The sequence below is a fragment of the Sulfurimonas gotlandica GD1 genome, assembly GCF_000242915.1.
Classification (GTDB): Bacteria; Campylobacterota; Campylobacteria; order Campylobacterales; family Sulfurimonadaceae; genus Sulfurimonas; species Sulfurimonas gotlandica.
The window spans coordinates 227,762-245,983 of sequence record NZ_AFRZ01000001.1; the positions used below are offsets into that span (position 1 = coordinate 227,762).

Annotated in this window: 19 protein-coding genes; 12 read left to right on the forward strand and 7 right to left on the reverse strand. The window is 29.8% G+C overall.

Annotation, left to right across the window (positions count from 1 at the left end; translation table 11 throughout):
* Positions 1-2 precede the first annotated feature (2 nt).
* From SMGD1_RS01085 to SMGD1_RS01100, 4 genes are read right to left on the reverse strand one after another with little or no spacing between them, the layout of a single operon-like run.
* Positions 3-1,280 carry a response regulator transcription factor gene (locus SMGD1_RS01085; protein ID WP_008338310.1) on the reverse strand — a complete coding sequence of 426 codons (1,278 nt, stop codon included), beginning with the start codon at positions 1,278-1,280 and terminating at the stop codon, positions 3-5.
* A complete protein-coding gene (locus SMGD1_RS01090) occupies positions 1,270-2,454 on the reverse strand; it encodes a sensor histidine kinase (protein ID WP_241761416.1) in 1,185 nt (394 codons plus the stop codon). Before SMGD1_RS01090 ends, SMGD1_RS01085 begins: the two co-directional genes overlap by 11 nt.
* Positions 2,451-3,497, reverse strand: coding sequence for an FIST signal transduction protein (locus tag SMGD1_RS01095; RefSeq protein WP_008338480.1), 1,047 nt, complete (start codon positions 3,495-3,497; stop codon positions 2,451-2,453). The genes SMGD1_RS01090 and SMGD1_RS01095 overlap by 4 nt, the downstream gene beginning before the upstream one ends.
* A gap of 48 nt (positions 3,498-3,545) precedes the next feature.
* Positions 3,546-4,217, reverse strand: a complete 672-nt coding sequence (locus SMGD1_RS01100) for a response regulator transcription factor (RefSeq protein WP_171800997.1) — start codon at positions 4,215-4,217, stop codon at positions 3,546-3,548.
* 167 nt (positions 4,218-4,384) lie between these two features.
* Between SMGD1_RS01100 and SMGD1_RS01105 the strand changes: the two genes are divergently transcribed.
* The 4 genes from SMGD1_RS01105 (at position 4,385) to SMGD1_RS01120 (ending at position 7,851) form a co-directional block, all read left to right on the forward strand.
* On the forward strand, positions 4,385-4,882 hold the full coding sequence (locus tag SMGD1_RS01105; protein WP_008338514.1) for a response regulator transcription factor: 498 nt from the start codon (positions 4,385-4,387) through the stop codon (positions 4,880-4,882).
* Positions 4,854-6,368 carry a bifunctional diguanylate cyclase/phosphodiesterase gene (locus SMGD1_RS01110; RefSeq protein ID WP_008338410.1) on the forward strand — a complete coding sequence of 505 codons (1,515 nt, stop codon included), beginning with the start codon at positions 4,854-4,856 and terminating at the stop codon, positions 6,366-6,368. Before SMGD1_RS01105 ends, SMGD1_RS01110 begins: the two co-directional genes overlap by 29 nt.
* A gap of 26 nt (positions 6,369-6,394) precedes the next feature.
* Positions 6,395-6,937, forward strand: a complete 543-nt coding sequence (locus SMGD1_RS01115; protein ID WP_008338622.1) for a response regulator transcription factor — start codon at positions 6,395-6,397, stop codon at positions 6,935-6,937.
* Between the two features lie 128 nt (positions 6,938-7,065).
* On the forward strand, positions 7,066-7,851 hold the full coding sequence (locus SMGD1_RS01120) for a DUF3050 domain-containing protein (RefSeq protein ID WP_008338211.1): 786 nt from the start codon (positions 7,066-7,068) through the stop codon (positions 7,849-7,851).
* A gap of 116 nt (positions 7,852-7,967) precedes the next feature.
* On the opposite strand, the gene SMGD1_RS01125 is transcribed toward SMGD1_RS01120, so the two are convergent.
* Positions 7,968-8,552 carry a response regulator gene (locus SMGD1_RS01125; RefSeq protein ID WP_008338440.1) on the reverse strand — a complete coding sequence of 195 codons (585 nt, stop codon included), beginning with the start codon at positions 8,550-8,552 and terminating at the stop codon, positions 7,968-7,970.
* A gap of 310 nt (positions 8,553-8,862) precedes the next feature.
* Between SMGD1_RS01125 and SMGD1_RS01130 the strand changes: the two genes are divergently transcribed.
* Positions 8,863-10,695, forward strand: a complete 1,833-nt coding sequence (locus tag SMGD1_RS01130) for a CHASE domain-containing protein (protein ID WP_008338354.1) — start codon at positions 8,863-8,865, stop codon at positions 10,693-10,695.
* A 117-nt stretch (positions 10,696-10,812) separates the two neighbouring features.
* Here SMGD1_RS01130 and SMGD1_RS01135 read toward each other — a convergent pair whose 3' ends face one another.
* Positions 10,813-12,363 (reverse strand): sensor histidine kinase, encoded by a 1,551-nt coding sequence (locus SMGD1_RS01135; protein ID WP_008338641.1) that lies wholly within the window; start codon positions 12,361-12,363, stop codon positions 10,813-10,815.
* Positions 12,353-13,171, reverse strand: a complete 819-nt coding sequence (locus SMGD1_RS01140; RefSeq protein ID WP_008338182.1) for a phosphate/phosphite/phosphonate ABC transporter substrate-binding protein — start codon at positions 13,169-13,171, stop codon at positions 12,353-12,355. Before SMGD1_RS01140 ends, SMGD1_RS01135 begins: the two co-directional genes overlap by 11 nt.
* Positions 13,172-13,231: 60 nt before the next feature.
* On the opposite strand from SMGD1_RS01140, the gene SMGD1_RS14690 reads away from it, so the two are divergent.
* The 7 genes from SMGD1_RS14690 to SMGD1_RS01170 all read left to right on the forward strand — a co-directional run bounded on the left by SMGD1_RS14690 (position 13,232) and on the right by SMGD1_RS01170 (position 18,216).
* Positions 13,232-13,372, forward strand: coding sequence for a hypothetical protein (locus tag SMGD1_RS14690; RefSeq protein ID WP_008338470.1), 141 nt, complete (start codon positions 13,232-13,234; stop codon positions 13,370-13,372).
* Positions 13,365-13,904, forward strand: a complete 540-nt coding sequence (locus SMGD1_RS01145; RefSeq protein ID WP_008338427.1) for a response regulator — start codon at positions 13,365-13,367, stop codon at positions 13,902-13,904. Before SMGD1_RS14690 ends, SMGD1_RS01145 begins: the two co-directional genes overlap by 8 nt.
* A gap of 196 nt (positions 13,905-14,100) precedes the next feature.
* A complete protein-coding gene (locus tag SMGD1_RS01150; protein WP_008338635.1) occupies positions 14,101-15,216 on the forward strand; it encodes an ATP-binding response regulator in 1,116 nt (371 codons plus the stop codon).
* 62 nt (positions 15,217-15,278) lie between these two features.
* Positions 15,279-15,950 (forward strand): response regulator transcription factor, encoded by a 672-nt coding sequence (locus SMGD1_RS01155; RefSeq protein ID WP_008338490.1) that lies wholly within the window; start codon positions 15,279-15,281, stop codon positions 15,948-15,950.
* Between the two features lie 351 nt (positions 15,951-16,301).
* Positions 16,302-16,697, forward strand: coding sequence for a response regulator (locus SMGD1_RS01160; protein ID WP_008340395.1), 396 nt, complete (start codon positions 16,302-16,304; stop codon positions 16,695-16,697).
* Between the two features lie 74 nt (positions 16,698-16,771).
* The gene (locus tag SMGD1_RS01165) at positions 16,772-17,344 is read left to right on the forward strand and encodes a delta-class carbonic anhydrase (RefSeq protein ID WP_171801011.1); all 573 of its coding nucleotides are present in this window, start codon (positions 16,772-16,774) and stop codon (positions 17,342-17,344) included.
* 263 nt (positions 17,345-17,607) lie between these two features.
* Positions 17,608-18,216 carry a GAF domain-containing protein gene (locus SMGD1_RS01170; RefSeq protein ID WP_008338495.1) on the forward strand — a complete coding sequence of 203 codons (609 nt, stop codon included), beginning with the start codon at positions 17,608-17,610 and terminating at the stop codon, positions 18,214-18,216.
* Positions 18,217-18,222: the final 6 nt, after the last annotated feature.

Genomic DNA, 18,222 nt, shown 5'->3' on the forward strand with positions numbered 1-18,222 from the left:
TATCAACTTTTCAACATATATAGACAATTATCAACTTCAGATATGACTTCATCAAGTGACTCATTTTTATCTATACTACATGTTAAAAAATCAACACTCATACTTTGCTTACCAGTCAAATTTTCATTTTTATAAGAATAATTATTTAGGAAATCTTTCAAAGAATCTTGCACTTCTTTTGAGAAACCTTTACATACTAATATGACAAATTGATTTGTATCAAAAGAGAATAATTCGATAACTTCATCCTCTAGTAAATTACTAAAATTATCTACTAAGTACTCTGAAAACTTCATATAAATTCTCTGTAGAGATGATACACCAAATTGTTTAATATATTCATTTATGTGCTTTAATCCAAAACATATAGCATTATATTCAATTTCATTAGTTCTGTAGCTATCTATTCTTTTTCTAAACCCATTTCTTAATAGTAAACCTGTTGTTAAGTCAATTTCTAATTCATCGCTAGCCCGCTTACTCGTTGATGCTATGACATCCAGTTGATCAAGATTAAGAAAGAAACACATCAATTTAGACGAATCTTTTATTTGTGTTACTTTAACCATATATTCAACTTTATCACCATTGTTAATAAGTAAACTATATGTAGTATTTTTATTTTTATTTTTATTTAAATATATTAAGATTTCATTATTATTCATTCCATGGAGTAATTCATCGTCAAATAAAGTACCTAACATGATATTGACATCATTTTTTTGATTAAATGTTTTTACAAATAACTCATTGGCATAATCAACAATACCTCTTTGAAATATTACAATAGGAGCAAATAGACTCTCAATAACTAATTCTTTTTCAAGATTCTTTTGCTTTTGTTTTTCTTCTAAAAGTATTTTTCTTTTTGTGTTGTAAATATTGACTACTTCTTTAGAAATAATACCTAAGAATTTAGGTACATCTATAGGCTTCATCACAAATCTATCCACACCTAAATCTATAAGCTTTATTAACTTTTCACTATCATTGTAACCAGAAGTCACAATAATAACTTGGTCTGGATTGATTTTTTTGATTTTTGTTGTCATCATTATGCCATCCATTTCTGGCATTAAAATATCTGTAATTACAACATCATAATTGTTTTGCTTATATGCAGCTAAACCTTTTATCCCATTATCTACATATGTAATATTCTCAAATAACTTTAAAAGAAGTTTTTCTACCTGAGAAGCTATTCTGGAATCATCTTCAACATATAAAATTTTTATTGATTTACCAATTATTCTAATTTTTTTAATTACTTCAGGATTCATCGTTATTCTCCCCTATAGGTATCTGTATTGTAAAAGCTACTCCATCCACTGTATTTTTAGCAAAAAGTTTCCCTTTTAAGTGGTTTTGAACAATAATCTTGGACATATAAAGACCTAGTCCTGTTCCATTCTTCTCTTTTTTTGTTGAATAATATGGTTCAAATATTCTTGGCATAATTTCATCGGGTATTCCACCACCATTATCTACTATGCATATATTTAAAAAATCATCAACTCTATCGCAGCTTAATTTAATAGTTTTAATTACCTGTGAAGATTTTAAGTTTGTTAGAACATCTTTTGAATTAGAAAGTATATTTAGTAGAACTTGGATGAGCTCATTTTTATAGATATTAACTTGTATGTCCTTGCATTCTTCGGTCTTTAAATCTATCTGTTGGTTTTGTAATTGCTTAAATACTAAGCCTTTTATAGACGTTATAATTTTTTTACTTGATATTATTTCTTTTTCTTTACTCTCTTGAAGAAAGTTTCTAAAATCATCAATTGTTGCAGAAAGGTAATTTACTTGAGTATTTATATTATTTAAATCATCTTGTAAGGTTTCGGTATTAAGCTCATCTAATGCTAAATCCATAGTTATATTACCAGAAGTCATTCCAATAGCAGTCAAGGGCTGTCTCCACTGATGTGCAATCATCTCAACCATTTCCCCCATTATTGCTTGTTTTGATTGTGCTAAAATCATTTTTTCTTTTTCTCGTATTTGCTTTATTGATGACTCTACTCTCTCTTCGAGTTCCTCTACGCCAAGGCATGCACTGATGGATAAGTTTATTTTTGATTGAAAGTTTCCGAGCATTGACGCTAGCTTATTAATATTTGGATGGCTCTTATAAAAAAACACCATATATCCATACTTTAGGGGTAATATAATTATCTCTAAATCATTCTCTTTAACTATTAAAAATTTCTTCTCTTCATCTATCTTGACACCAAGTGTAAAGTCTAACTTCTTACCAATATGTAAAAAAGGTTCTTCTTGTATCTTGTTTTTATAATACTTTGCAGTTATTGCACCAGTCTTTCTTGAAAAACTCGTTAAAACTTCAAGTATCATACTATTGAGTTCTAATGTATTACCAATTGCACTTAAACATTCATAAGATAAGGTAAGCTGATTTAGTAACATAATATCTTCGTTATATTTCAAAGTGTACCGACTACACAAGTTTTATTATAAAAATCTATATATGTATCTGACTTATTCGCAATTTCTCCTAAAGTCAAAGCACCAACAAGAGGCAAGTCACCAATTATGTTACTTACAGAATCTATCTCTTTAACAAAGCTATCTTCTAAAAAAAGAACTCGAGATATACAATCAATCATTATGACTAACTCTTTTTCTTTTTTAGTATCCATAGCATTTATTGCAGCAAACTTTGCAGCTTCAATAAGTTTAGACTTTTCACCTTTTAACACTTGTATAACAGAATTTTGTGGCATAACACCTACTAACACTAAGCTTTTACCGTCACTAGCAATTGGATCTCTTACAATAATTTCTCCGCTATAACTGACTATGCCCAATGGATATGATTTTGCCAATTCAAAGAAATTATCTTCACTAAACTTGAGTCCACTGTCTTTTTCAACTATATTTTTATAAACATCAAAGGCATATTCATAATCAATCTGTTCAAGTACATTTTTACTACTAGAAGTAGCAACATGCGGGCCATCTAAATACTCCCATCCATGACTAACTCCAACATCTAAGTCTTGAGAAAGAGGAATTATAAGTGCAGAATTCTGCGTAATATATTCAGGTGTAAATATCACCCTTTCTTGCTGCAGTGTCAATTTTCCTGCACCACCACCAAATATCTTACACTCTTCATTTGTTGATTCAAAAAGAGAAACTAAAAATGGATCGATATATGGACTAAGACCATCTACAAAAAGTAGCATTGATTTTATAGAGCTAAATTTTTTTTCGTCTTCTATCTTATTTTCCATGTTATTTACTAATATAGGTTCTATATCTATATCTATAGCGATAAGACCATCTTTATAGTGTTGTTTCTCAAATATAATTTCTGGAAAAATAGCACCATAACAATTAATATTTAAATTTTTTATTGTTTCATGATTGAAATCACAATTTTCTGACACTAGTAGTAAATACATTTTTTCTTTTGAGTCTTGGTACTTTAAAAACTCTTCAAATGAGTTTAAGTAAACTGAATTCATTATTTTCACCTCTTAATATTGAGTCAAAGTATAAATGATTATTGTCCCTTATGTGTCACTCACTATTTTATAGCCAACCCCATGTAGGTTTTTTATGAGCTCATCAGGAATTTTTTTTCTAAGTTTATATATAAATTTTCTTACATTTTCTACATCCATATCAATGTTATCCATATAAAAATAGTTTACAATTTCATCTACAGAGACTGTCTGGTTTATTTTTTCTACCAATATATAAATAAGTTTTTTTTCATATTCTGTCAATTTTATTGACTCATTGTTTATATATAAATCTTTTTCATTTAACTTAAAAATAATATTATTGTTTATCACTACACTGTTTTTTATATCTTTTTCGTTAAATAATTTCTTGCAAATAATATAAAACTCATCTAACAAAACTTCTAGAGAGATAGGTTTTTCAATAAAGCGACGAATACCAATATTTATAAGTTCGTGCAAATAATTGGCTTCTCTATGTGCTGATAAAATTATTATCTCTTGTAATGGATTAATTGTTTTTATGTGTTTTGATAATACAGTTCCATCCATCTTTGGCATCGATATATCACTCAAGACAAAATCATAAGTATTTTTTTTATATAATTCTAATGCTTCTTCACCATTATATGCGCCGTCAACTACTTTAAAAAGAGAATTTAAAGTTCGTTCAATCTCTTTATAAACTTCTTCATAATCTTCTACAAAAAGTATACTCATTTGCGAAGTGTATTTTTTTAATCTGGTAATTTTACTTTTTTGTTCTTCAAAATTAAATGCCAACTTATTCATATTTAATTGTAGCATATTTCATTAAAATTATAGAGATGACACTCAAGTGACAAATACAAAGTAGAATTCTAAACATAACTATTAGGAATTAAATTATGATTACAAAGAAAATAGAAAATGTAAAAAATATTGTACGTAATTATAATGTACTAATAGTTGAAGATGACTCTTTTATACGTGAACAATTGTCACGAATTTTAAAAAAACTATTTAAAGAGATATATATAGCGGTGGATGGTAAGGATGGACTTAGTAAATATAAAGAGAATAAGAATAATATACATATAATAATAACAGACTTAAATATGCCTCATATTGGCGGATTACAAATGATAGAATATATAAAAGAAATTGATAAAGATATTCCGATTTTAATTTTATCTGCACATTCAGAATCTCATTTCTTTATGAAGAGTATCAGATTAGGTGTAGATGGATACCTACAAAAACCTCTAGACTCAGACTTGCTCATGGATTTAATAAAAAAAGTTGTTTTAAAGAAGAAACTTCAAGATGACTTACTAGAGAGCACTAACTTTTTAAATCAATATAAAGAAGCAGCTGATGAGAGTGCTGTCGTTTCAAAAACTTGACATTTATGGAAATATCACTTATATAAATCAAAAGTTTTGTGATATATCTGGATATAAGAAAGAATATTTAATAGGAAAAAAACATAATATATTAAGACATCCTAAAAACAGTTCTTCTCTTTATAAAGAGATCTGGAATACTATAAAAATAGAAAATAGAACATGGCATGGTACCATTATGAATAAAGACAAATACGATAATAGTTTCTATATGGATACAATGATAAAACCAATATTTGATACTCAGAAAAATGTAATAGAATATATATCATTACAACATGATATTAGTGATGTTATATCTCCTAGACGACTATTAAATGACTTCATTAACAATTCTGTTGAACCCATGGTTGTGATGATGGAAATAGAACATTTTGGCGATATTGAAAAGTACTATGGAATTGAGATATCCGAAAAAATAGAAAAAAAGTTTGAAACTGATTTTTTTGATCTTTTACCAAATCATTGTGAATTTGATAAAATATACTCATCAGGTTATGGGGTATATGCCTTGGCTCAAGATAAAACAAAATCTACGTATACTACAAATGAAATAATTGCCAACATACATATACTACAAAATGATATATTAAATACTACACTTCATATCGATATGTTTGAATATGATATATCTGTTGTGATTAGTATGGCATATGGTGAAGATGCTCTTTTAAATGCACGACATGGATTGATGTATTTAAAAAATAATAACAAACGTTTTACTTTAGCAAATGGCCTTAGTAAAGAAGAATCTCGAAAATCTCAAAAAAACCTTGAAATTCTAACCATGATAAGAAAAGCTATTAATAGTTTAAATATAGTCTCTCTCTTTCAACCTATTATAAATAACAAAACTAAAAATGTTGAGAAGTATGAATCTTTAGTGAGACTTATTGATGAAAATGGAAAAGTAATAAGTCCTTTTTATTTCTTAGATACAGCAAAAAAGGGACAATACTATTCTCAAATCACATCGATTGTTTTAGATAATTCTTTTTTAGCACTCAATAATACAGATGCAGATATATCAATAAATTTATCAATTTTAGATATAGAAAAAAAAGCTACAAGAGAAAAGATATACTCACTTTTAGAAAAACATAATAAGCATCTACATAGGCTAGTATTTGAATTATTAGAAGATGAAGCAGTTAAAGATTTTGATTTAGTTAAGTCTTTCATACATAATGTTAAAACAATGGGAGTTAAGATAGCTATAGACGATTTTGGTGTTGGTTATTCAAACTTTGAAAGACTTCTCGAGTATCAACCAGATATCTTAAAAATAGATGGTAGTTTAATTAAAAATATAGATAAGAATCCTCTTAGTTTCAATATAGTAGAGACTATTGTAGCTTTCGCCAAAAAAGAACATATTCTGACAGTAGCAGAATATGTTGAGAATGAAGATATCTTTAATATCTTAAATGACTTAGGGATTGATTATTCTCAAGGATACTACTTTGGCAAACCTAGTGCTTTATAAATAAAAAACTACACAAAGGCGATATAATGACTGCAACTATAGAAAACTTTAATGATATTTCACATTTATTGAGAAAGAATGCTAATTTACTTATAGCTGAAGATAATAAAGATATAAGAGAGCAGCTTCACAGATCTGTTGATAAATTTTTTCCAAATGTATTTGTTGCATCTGATGGCCAAGAGGCATTAGAGATTTTCTTAAAAGAAGATATTAATATTTTACTCACAGATATAAATATGCCTAGGATGAATGGAGTAGAGCTTGTAGAAAATATTTTATCAGTTAATGAAGATATCTTTATTATAGTCTTATCTGCCCATAACAATTCAGATATGCTTATCGAACTTATAAATTTAGGTGTAAATAATTTTTTGCCAAAGCCAATAGATATGGCGATGATGGCAAAGTTCTTTTACAATGCTTGCTTACAGTTAAAAAGCACTTTAAAACTAAAAGATGACACACTTACACTAGAAGAACTAGAAAAACTAGAAGAACTACAGATTCTTTTAGAGGATGAGTTGATAGATTATTCAAGGATAGATAGTCTCGGTAGTGTTCAATAATCTGTGCCAGCATATAAAAGTTTAGTAAAAATATTTACTATATCTTTTTATCCATAAAGATTATAGACATGACACTCAAGTGACAAATATTAAGTAAAGTTCTCCCTTTAAAACAAAAGGATTATATATTGACAACTTTCCCACTTGAAAATGTGAAAAAATTAAGAAAAGAACTTGCAGCCCACCCTGTGTATGCTGCTGTTACAGATATGCAAGATTTAACAATCTTCATGCAACATCATAGTTACGCTGTTTGGGACTTTATGTCATTGGTAAAATATTTACAAAATGTTATTGCTCCAGCAAGTACACCTTGGCTCCCATTTGGTGATGCACAAGTGCAACGTTTTATTAACGACATCGTTCTTGCAGAAGAATCAGATGAAGGTATCCCACTTGAAGATGGGACAACAACATATACAAGCCATTTTAATTTATATGCACAAGCTATGGAAGAGGTTAAAACTGGAAGTAGTGATTTTATTAGAGAGTTTGTTTCTAAAGTCGCTTCTGACTCTTTACGCGCAGCAAAACAAACAACATCTATACCTTTGCCAGCAAAAGAGTTTATGCAAACAACATTTAGCTTTATAGATAGTGATAAACCACATGTTATAGCCGCCGCATTTGCTTTAGGAAGAGAACATATTATCCCAGAAATGTTTCGTTCTCTTCTTGATAAAATGAATATATCCAGAGCAGAAGCTGGAGTATTTCATTACTATTTAGACCGTCATATAGAACTTGATGGAGACCATCATGGCCCAATGTCTATGCGAATGTTAGAATTATTATGTGAAAATGATGAAACTAAGGTTGCCCAAGCAGAAGCTGCTGCCCTAGATGCGATAAAAGCCCGAATTAAATTTTGGGATGGTGTATTATTGGCGATAGAGAGTAATAAGAAAGAATAGGAAGAGAATTTTTTACACTCTCCTCTCTCTCCACTCCATCAATAAAGATCTTAAATCTATTACAATTAGATCAATTTCATTATGTGTTTCTTCTAGCTCTTGAAAATCATCTTCAATCAAGTGTTGTATTTGTTCTTGAAGATAAGCATACGAAATGATTTTTCTAACTCTTGGTTTTTATTGTGAAGCTCTTTATTTTTAGAAGCAAGTTCTTTATTCTGTATATCAAGCTGCATATTTAAATCTTCTACTACTTGAATATGAGATTCTACAAATTTATTGTTCGTAATTGCCTGTGCTACTTTGTATAAAACCTTTATCAATTTTAGATTTTCTATAGGTTTAGTCACATAACCATCTATGCCAAGGTCGAGTGCAGAAGAAAGAAATTCTACCTCGTTATGGGCGGTTATTATAACAATAAACTGCTCGTGATTCATTGCTCGTATCTTTTTACTCATAGCTATACCATTGAGTTTTGGCATATTAATGTCACTAATAATTAAATCATAAGGTTTAGCATTTTCTTTTTCATACGCTATATATTTATCAAATCCAGCTTGACCATCATATTCGGTATCTACTTTTTTAAAATAGTTTTCTAACAGTTCAGATGTATCTTCCATTAGAGATATGTCATTTTGCACATAAAGAACACTTAAGTCATGTGTAAGTTCTTTTAGTAGTTTTATATTTATCATTTTATTTCCATATACCTAGATTTACTCTAAAACAAACACCATCATAAACATTAAATACTTCTATACTGGCTCTCCTAAATATTCTTCTGCAACCTTGTACAAGTTACCCTCATCAATATTAAAAATGCTAAAAGCGTTACCAACAAATGAAGCACTTACGATAAATGTGCTTTATTATACCTACTTAGTGTTGCAAGTTTGTTGCAACACTAAGTAGGTATAATAAAGCACCCTTCATTGTAGTATGACACTAAAGTGACAATATTATATTAAAATAATAAACTAAAATAAAGCAGACGGAGGAGCTTTCATGTTCAAGTTACGCAGTAAAAAAGTATTAAATCTTATTCTATTTATTGGTTTTCTCCTAAGTATTATGTCGGGTTGGTATATATATCAGTACTATGACCAAGAAAAAAAACTTAATGCAGAACTAAAAAGTCATGAAGTACTTATCCTCATAAAAAACCGTATGGCAGCATATGAACAAGTTTTAAAAAGTGGTATTGGTTTATTTAAAGCTTCTCCAAATATATCTCGTAAACAATGGGCTATATTTGTAAATGAGCACAAACTAGATGAAAACTTCAAAGGGATACAAGGTTTTGGTTATTCAGAAGTCGTTTTGCCAGAAAATAAGACAAAGCATGAAGAACGCATAAAAAAAGAAGGCTTTAATAACTTCAAAATCCATCCAGCTGGGCAAAGAGAGTTATACACTTCAATCGTATATTTAGAGCCATTTGACGAACGTAATACTAGAGCTTTTGGATACGACATGTTCTCCGAAAAAGTTCGTAATAAAGCTATGTCAAAAGCAATAACAAGTGGGAATGCAACACTCTCAGGAAAAATCACACTCGTTCAAGAATTTGATACAGATATACAAGCTGGATTTTTGATGTACCTCCCCTTATATAAAAAGAATACCAAATTAGACACTCAAGAAGAGAGAATGTCAGCCATCAAAGGTTTTGTTTATGCACCATTTCGTGCAGATGACCTAATGCATGGTATTTTAGGAAGTGAGTTACATTCTATTGATTTTACGATTTATGATGGTAGTATAGTTACTAATGAAAACGTTCTATACAACTCAGGTACTAAGAATAAATCCAAAACACTATTTAAAAAAGTAGAGCTTCCTATAAATGGACATACTTGGACTATAGTATTTACAATTAAGGAATCATTAAAAGATAGTAGTATCTTTATAATTATGATTATTCCATTTTTTATTCTTATGCTAACGTACTTACTTTATATATTAATAAAATCATTCATTAGAACTCAAGAGGATGCTCAAAGTATTGCAGAGGTACTTACAAAAGATTTGAAACTATCTCAAGAGAGACTTCAATTCTCACTTGAAGGTACTGGCGATGGTTTATGGGATTGGAATCTAAAAACGAATGAGGTCTTTTTCTCAAAATCATGGAAAGAAATGTTGGGGTTTGAGGAAGATGAAATAGACTCTAGTTTGGATGAGTGGAAAAAGAGAGTTCATCCAAAAGATTTAGAACAAGTATATGCAGACCTAATCGCACATACTGAAGGCAAAAGTGATAACTACAAAAATGAACATAGAGTTATATGTAAAGATGGTTCATATAAATGGATACTTGATAGGGGTATGGTAGTAAGTTACGACACTGATGGTACACCTTTGAGAATGGTAGGCTCACATAGTGATATATCTGAACGTAAAGAGTCTCAATTGAGAATTGAGGCACTTTCTATAACAGACACATTAACACAATTGTATAATCGTTTAAAATTAGACGAAATATTTTCTATGAAATTAGCAACTGCGCGAAGGTATAATACAGCCTTCTCTGTCATCATCATAGATATTGATTACTTTAAAAATGTAAATGATACTTGGGGACATCAAGCTGGTGATGATGTCTTAAAGGAGTTTGCAAACATTCTAAAAAATAATGCAAGAGAAACAGATGTTATTGGTAGATGGGGAGGAGAGGAATTTTTAATCTTATCATCAGACACAGACCTAAATGGTGCAGTTGAATTATCTGAAAAATTAAGAGAAATTATCTCTTTATTTAAATTTTCATTTGCAGAGCATAAAACTGCGAGTTTTGGAGTGAGTTCCCACCATGTAGGTGTAGAAGTAAAGGAATAATAAATATAGACTTAATGAAAGAAATGGGTGCATATGTGAGAACACTCCACCTTCAAGTGGAAACGTTATCAATATATAATCCTTTTTTTGCCCCATCATTTTAGTAACTTTTCATTCTCAACATATTCGTCTACTGTTGGAAAATACAATTCTAAAGCAAGCACCTTTGGCATTGTTTATAACTTCAAGTCTACCATCCATCTCTTTGTTGATGATTTTTTTAGAGATGTATAGACCTAGTCCTGTACCATTAGATTGATGTTTTGTAGTGAAATATGCATTAAATATTTTTTCAATAATTTCAGTAGGTATTCCACCTGCATTATCGTTGATACTTATTTCTATTGTAGTTCCCACTTGTTTAAGTTGTATATGTATTTCTTTCTCGTTTACGTCTTGCTGAATTAACGCGTCTTTAGCATTATTTAATATATTTATGATTGCTTGAGAAAGTGCATTAGCACTTGAATGATGACAGATAATCCCATCTTGTATATCTAAAGTACTTTGTATAGAAGCATTCATAAGAGATGGTTCTATTAAACGAAAAGTTTTAGAAAGAATCTCTGAAACATTAAAAGGTTCATTGTCTATTTCATCTTTTGTTAAATCTCTAAAATCATCAATCGTTCGAGAAAGATAATCTACTTGTAGAAGGGAATCATCTACAAATTCATTAAATTCTTTTTTATTTAAATCATCAAGTTCATATGAGATTTGTAGTGACTGGATGAGAAGAGCTATCGCGTTGAGTGGTTGTCTCCATTGATGTGCAATATTACCTATCATCTCAGCAAGTGCTGCAAGACGTGAATTGTTTAAAAGTAGAATGTCTTTTTCCCTATTTTTAAGAACTTCTTCTTCTACTCGTGAAGTCAACTCTGTATTAAAAACTCTAAGTTCTTCATTTTGTTTAGTCCTAATCGCTTGATTTTTCAAGAGTTCTTGAGAGAGTTGATTGAGGCTGTCAGCTAAACTATTTATTTCATATATAGAACTATTTACTTCACAGTTGACTCCATAGCTTTTATGTAAGGTTGATGAAAATGAAGTTAAGTACTCAATATGCTTAAGAGGCTGATAGATAATTTTATAGATTATAAATGATAAAAAGCCAATAAGTATAATTCCGGTAATATTTACCAATAGAAGTAAGTCCATCAATCTGGCATAGCCAATTTCTTTACTCATCTCTACCATTACCCATTTCTTTTTGACTGAATTACCAATAGGTTTATAACTAAAATATGAATGATTATCTTCTGTAAAAAAGAAGCCAGCATGTTTCTCTATATTTGTATACTTTTTATCAGTATTTATTTCTAGTTGTAATTCTTTATTTACATCTTTACGTATTGTCAAAAGTGGCATAGAGTTTTCATCAATAAGTGAGATTGATTGAATTACCTCAATAAGTGAAAACCTTCGCATAATGGATTCTATTTCACCATAATCATGAAGTAATAGATACTTTTCTAAACTAGCAGACAATTCTTTTATTATAACTTTTGAATCATGCTCAAGCTCTTCTTTTACAAAGCTATATTGATTATATCCAGCCAAAAAAGTGATGATAAGAAATCCAAGAAAGACTGATACTGAGGGTAATATTATCAATCTTCCAAATAAAGTTTTTGGAAGAAAAATATTTTTTATACTATCTAACAAGGTACTTCTTTAAATTAAGCTTTTTTAAGCTTAAGTACTCACTTTCATAATCAGCAGCTACAGGATGAGGAAGTTGTACATCATTTAGTAAAGCTTTATATGCTGGATTCTTACCCATAGTTAAAATCGTATTTTTTATTTTTTGTATAACTTCTTTTGAAACTCTTGGGTGAATACATATTGGATGTGAAGCAGTTTGCTTAGTTTTATAAATAATACGTAGTTTAGAAGAAACACTTAGTGGTTCTCTCATTAGTGTATTATTTACACCACCACCTGCAGGAAAGGTATTAAAGAGTACATTTCTATATACATTGGAGTGTGTTTTGACATATTGAGGTACAAATGATATATGTTCTTCTTGTTCTAAAAGTGCACGCATATATAAAGAAGCCGCGAATGCATTTGGAGCTGGAAAGGCAAGTGTTTTATTTTGCAAGTCTTCAACTGATTTTATAGGACTGTCTTTTCGTACTACTAAAATACCAACAAGTTTTTTATTATCATGAACAATAGGTTGGTATTTATGCCATTCATACGCTAGGACACTATCGTAAGGGTTCATAAATGCAATATCAGGTATAGCAGATTCTAAAGCATCTTCAAATAATGGGATTGTGGCATAGTGTTTCAATTCAAAGCTAAAGCCTGTTTGTTTACTTAACTCTTCTAAAAAAGCTCCCCATGTTTTTTGGATATGTACAGTTTGCATTTGTGGGACTACTGAGACTATAAAATGTTTAGTATCTGCAGATACATTCGTCAATGACAAGAAGAAGATAGTACAAAAGATAAAAAAGAGCTGCATTGATATTTCCTTGAGATAGTTTTAATTACTTTACAAGTATTGCATAATAGTGTTGCAAAATTGCAACACTATTATGCAATAATACTATATCCACTCGTAAAAACGGATGAAGTAGCTTTAGAACACAAAGAATTAATGGCACTTCTCGATGGAGAAAGAGTACTAAGAGTAAATACAAATAAAGGAAAAGATGATGACTGAAAATAATATAAAGATAAGTAGTTCACGTTTAAAAGATATTTCATTTGGTATGCGTGTTTTATTGGTTGAAGATGATCCAATCATTCAACAACAATTAAAAGTATTTTTACTTCGATTTTTTGCACATATAGATACAGCAAACAATGGAGTTGAAGCACTTAAGCTATATGAAAAGAATAAATATGATCTAATAGTTACTGATTTAAGTATGCCTCAAATGGGTGGAATTGAATTATCAATTCACGTTAAAGAGATGGATACGGATCAATATATTATTGTTGTATCTGCACACTTTGAAAGTGATAAGCTTATAGACTTACTTAACATTGGAGTAGGTGGCTTCATCATAAAGCCGGTTGACTTTACATTGGTAATAAAACAACTAACAAAAATTTGCCAAGTAATATCTAATCGTAATGAGCTTAAATATCTTAATAAAATACTTGAAAATACAAACAAAGAGCTTCAAGAAAGTAATATCCAATACCAAAGTGCACTGAATGAATCTATGAACTTGAAAAAGCAGTTATAAGACTTAAAGACATTAAAATTCTTCCAGTTTTTATCCCCATGCTAGTTTCTCTTTTTTCTAGTCTAGAAAGATGGAGACTTCGTATTTTAAAATATAAAAATATGCAAGATATACACTCTATGGATCATGACTTAATTGAGGAAATATTCAAGATAAATAGATATAATAAGTTCATTATTTAAATGGAAGTGATGTTTTGAAAACTTTAGTGAATATCTTACAGCCCTTAGCTCAAGATAAGAGTATTTTGATTATTGAAGATAATCTAGAAATTCTAGAATACTTATCACAATTACTTAGAAGATTTTTTAGTGTCACTTACACTGCTATAGATGCTGTAAAGGCTTTAGAAATATATGAACCTTTAGCTAAAAATAATTCGATGGTAGTCATTACAGATATTAACCTTGGTAAAACAAGTGGTATAGATTTAACCTATGCACTCAAACATCTTAATCCACAGCAAAAAGTAATAGCTATCTCAGGGACAGAAGATAAAGATCTGTTTGTAGAATCAATTCGATGTGGAATTGATAACTTTATAGTAAAGCCTATTAACACTGATGAATTATTTAAAGCACTTATTAATGTACTTAAAAAAATGGAATACGATAGTGAATTAACAAAAAATCGTAAACTACTAGAAGATTCACAAAAATATGCGATACAACTCTTGGCTGAACAAGATCAATTTCTAAAGAATGCTATTCATGAAATCCACACGCCACTTGCTGTTATTATTACAAATATAGACCTATTGCGTATTGAAAAAATCGAAAATGAATCACTGAACTCTATAGAAGCTGCTGCAAGAATAATTGAAAACAGTTATGAAGATATGACATATTTAATGAAATTAAATAGAATAAACGATACGAAAGAAAATATAAACATAGTTTCATTTATTAAAAAACGTATTAATTACTTTACTTGTATTGCCGAGGCCAATAAACTTTCATTTTCTACTATCGTTGGACAAGCAAATCTTCCAGAAATATATTTTTCAGAATTAAAACTATCGCGTTTAGTAGACAACACTCTTTCTAATGCCATTAAATACTCCAAAAGGCCTACTAATATTAGTGTGACTATTGGTTTGCAAAAAGGGAATGTTTTTTTTGAGATAAGAAACTATGGTCCAATTATTGAGGAAAAAGAGAAGATATTTGAACGATACTATCGAGAGTCAGAACAAAAAAGTGGATATGGCCTGGGATTACATATAGTTGCACAAATCTGTAATGAAGAAAATGTAAAAGTAGAAGTTTCATCAAGTAAGCGAAGAGGTACATCTTTTCGATATATTTTCTAAAATGCAACAAACTTGCGATACTATCCGCGTTCAATTACTTAATCAAATATTATGGAGATCTAATGAAAATATTACTTCTAGAGGATGAATACTTATTATCACTTTCTATACGAAAGTTCTTACTTTCATCTGGTCATTTAGTAGATTATTACGATAATGGTAAAGAAGTTTTAGATGTAATAGCAGATAAAGAACATGACTTTTATATTTTAGATATCAATACTCCTCTTGTAGGAGGCTTAGAATGTTTGAGGGTTATTAGTGAAAAGTACCCTACGGTTCCAAAGATTATTATTAGTGCATATAATGATATGCAACATATATCAGATGCATATGATAATGGCTGTAACGATTATTTAAAAAAGCCTTTTAATTTAAAAGAGCTACAAATACGAGTAGAATATCTTGCTCATAAGAATGAAAACTCTATCATAGAAGTTGAGGCCTCTTTACTCCATTTAAGCCAACATTATGTATTTGACAAAGAAGTGAATGTACTTTATTATGATGGTATAATCCAAGCCTTAACAAAAAGAGAACATGCCTTAGTGCTTCTTTTTATAAGTAACTTAGGACAAATTATGACGGATGAAAGTATTCAATCTTGTATATGGGATGGTGAATATGTTGAACCTTCTACTATTCGGTCTCTTGTCAATCGCTTACGTGCGAAGTTAAAAGAAGAGTTAATTCAAAGTATCCGTGGTTTCGGATATGTTATGAAAAAACTATAAAAATTTCAGTATAAAACTAAGAGCGAACTAGATGTTAAAAGACGTAATCACTAATTTAAAGCAAAAGAAGAACTTTTCTCTTTTGATGGTGAAGGATGGCATATGGTTTTAGAAATATGTTCCTTCAGTTTGATAGAAATATTAACTATACAAATACATAGAGGTGCTAATAGATGCGATTAAATACTCTTCTGTAATGAAGAAAATGTCAAAGTAAAAGTTTCATCAAGTAAGCGAAGAGGTACATCTTTTCGATATGTTTTCTAAAATGCAACAAACTTGCAACACTATCCGTATAGAATAATTTAATCAAATATTTATTTTGTATAAGTAACTTAAATGGAGAACCAGATGTTAAGAGACTCAATCACTAATTTAAAGCAAAAGAAGAACTTTTCTCTTTTGATGGTCGAAGATGAAATAATGGTTTCCAAACCTATGAAAAAGGTTTTAGAATATTTATGCAATGATGTGGTAGTCGCTGATGATGGCGTTCAAGGCTGGGAATTGTATCAACAAAGACCTTTTTCACTTGTACTTACAGATTTACAAATGCCAAATATGAATGGTGCAGAGCTTATAGAAAAAATACGAGCAGTAGATCAAGAGAAGATTATTATAGTCATTACTGCATTTAGAGAAGGTAAAGAGTATAAAAAAGCACAAGAATTAGGGGCTAATTTTATACTTAAAAAACCTTTTTCTGTACAAAGCGTGATAGAAATTTTCAATACGCTTGACATATAACGCCAATTCTAATATCAAGTGCAATTTTTTAAAAGTAAGTTGAAAGATAGGGTGAACTGAAAACCTGCTAATCTATTTCAGGAAATGGTAATGGTCTTGGATATGGAACAGGTTATAAATATAGCGGAGGTTCATTAACAGAAGCAGAGCTAGTTCCACATGAAATTGCAGATGATAAAAATCCATTATACTCAGGTGATACTATTGAAGTTCACTATGTATATTCTAGTAATGCTAACGCAACACTAGAAAATAGTCTTGGAAGTTGTTTGACTAATTGGAAAGGTGAAGAACAACCTTTCTTACGCGTTGAGACACAAGTATATGTTCTTGTTAATGATGAGAATGCTCTTGACTTTACAAAGTTAAATCATGTAACAGAAGTTAATGGCCATAATCAAGCTGAACATATCCCTTCTAATACAGGTACTCCAGTTCAATATGAAGGCTCAACTACTGGTCCTGGATACAATGAAAAAGCTTCACCTTATCAAGTATCATGGAGTGTTCGCCCTGAAGTTGCTAAAGTAAATATTGCAACAGTGGAAGATTGGTTTCATCATAATGACTTTGATGAACATTATGCACATGCAGTAAGAGACCTTGTTGTAAACCCTAATCTTCTTTCAGAAATGGGAACTCACTAGGTAGTACTATTAAAAATGCTCATATGAGCATTTTTAATATGAAGAAAATAATCCATTAAAAGAACATAATGTTACTTAAGTTCAACAAGCTGTAGGTTTTGGAGTGTGTTCCAAAATTCAACTCTATTTGGAACAACCCATCCGTTACTGAAAATTGTTCCAAAATTAAGAGCAAGTGAGACACTTAGTCGTAGAGAAGTATTGGTTTGAATTGAAACTAGTTTATAAATATCGTTGTTATAAATATGTGTTATAATCAAAGTATGAATATTACAGACAATTTAGATATTACTTCAAATAAACAATATGAGTTTATATATGAAGATAATCAAATGATATTAGAATATATTACTCAACATAATGATTTAAGCATCATTCTCGACAAAATAGTTCATTTAGCAGAACATAGGAACCCTAATTCAAAATGTTCTATTTTAATACTCAACGATAGTAAAAAAAACCTTTTAAGTGGTTCAGCTCCAAGTTTACCAGATTTTTATAATGAAGCTATAAATGGTGTAGAGATTGGAGAAAAAGTTGGATCTTGCGGTAGTGCAACATTTAAACGAGAGAGAGTGATAGTTGAAGATATTGATACCCATGAAAACTGGCAACCTTATTTAGCCTTAACACAAAAAGCAAATCTTCATGCATGTTGGTCTGAACCTATATTCTCTTCAAGTGATGAAATACTTGGAAGCTTCGCAATTTATAATGATCACATAAAAAGGCCAACTGATTTTGAGTTAAAGCTTATTAGTTCCTATGCACACTTAGCTTCTGTAGCAATCGAAAAAGAGAACAATAATAAGTTGTTTAAAGAGAAAGAACATCAAATATTAGAGCAGATAAAAAATCTAACGATATTTTAGAGATAG

Coding starts and splice junctions, on each gene's coding strand:
- SMGD1_RS01085 (WP_008338310.1), bottom strand. CDS start 1,280: ATGAATCCTGAAGTAATTAAAAAAATTAGAATAATTGGTAAATCAATA.
- SMGD1_RS01095 (WP_008338480.1), bottom strand. CDS start 3,497: ATGAATTCAGTTTACTTAAACTCATTTGAAGAGTTTTTAAAGTACCAA.
- SMGD1_RS01100 (WP_171800997.1), bottom strand. CDS start 4,217: ATGAGTATACTTTTTGTAGAAGATTATGAAGAAGTTTATAAAGAGATT.
- SMGD1_RS01105 (WP_008338514.1), top strand. CDS start 4,385: ATGATTACAAAGAAAATAGAAAATGTAAAAAATATTGTACGTAATTAT.
- SMGD1_RS01110 (WP_008338410.1), top strand. CDS start 4,854: ATGAGAGTGCTGTCGTTTCAAAAACTTGACATTTATGGAAATATCACT.
- SMGD1_RS01115 (WP_008338622.1), top strand. CDS start 6,395: ATGACTGCAACTATAGAAAACTTTAATGATATTTCACATTTATTGAGA.
- SMGD1_RS01125 (WP_008338440.1), bottom strand. CDS start 8,552: ATGATAAATATAAAACTACTAAAAGAACTTACACATGACTTAAGTGTT.
- SMGD1_RS01130 (WP_008338354.1), top strand. CDS start 8,863: ATGTTCAAGTTACGCAGTAAAAAAGTATTAAATCTTATTCTATTTATT.
- SMGD1_RS01140 (WP_008338182.1), bottom strand. CDS start 13,171: ATGCAGCTCTTTTTTATCTTTTGTACTATCTTCTTCTTGTCATTGACG.
- SMGD1_RS01145 (WP_008338427.1), top strand. CDS start 13,365: ATGACTGAAAATAATATAAAGATAAGTAGTTCACGTTTAAAAGATATT.
- SMGD1_RS01155 (WP_008338490.1), top strand. CDS start 15,279: ATGAAAATATTACTTCTAGAGGATGAATACTTATTATCACTTTCTATA.
- SMGD1_RS01160 (WP_008340395.1), top strand. CDS start 16,302: ATGTTAAGAGACTCAATCACTAATTTAAAGCAAAAGAAGAACTTTTCT.
- SMGD1_RS01170 (WP_008338495.1), top strand. CDS start 17,608: ATGAATATTACAGACAATTTAGATATTACTTCAAATAAACAATATGAG.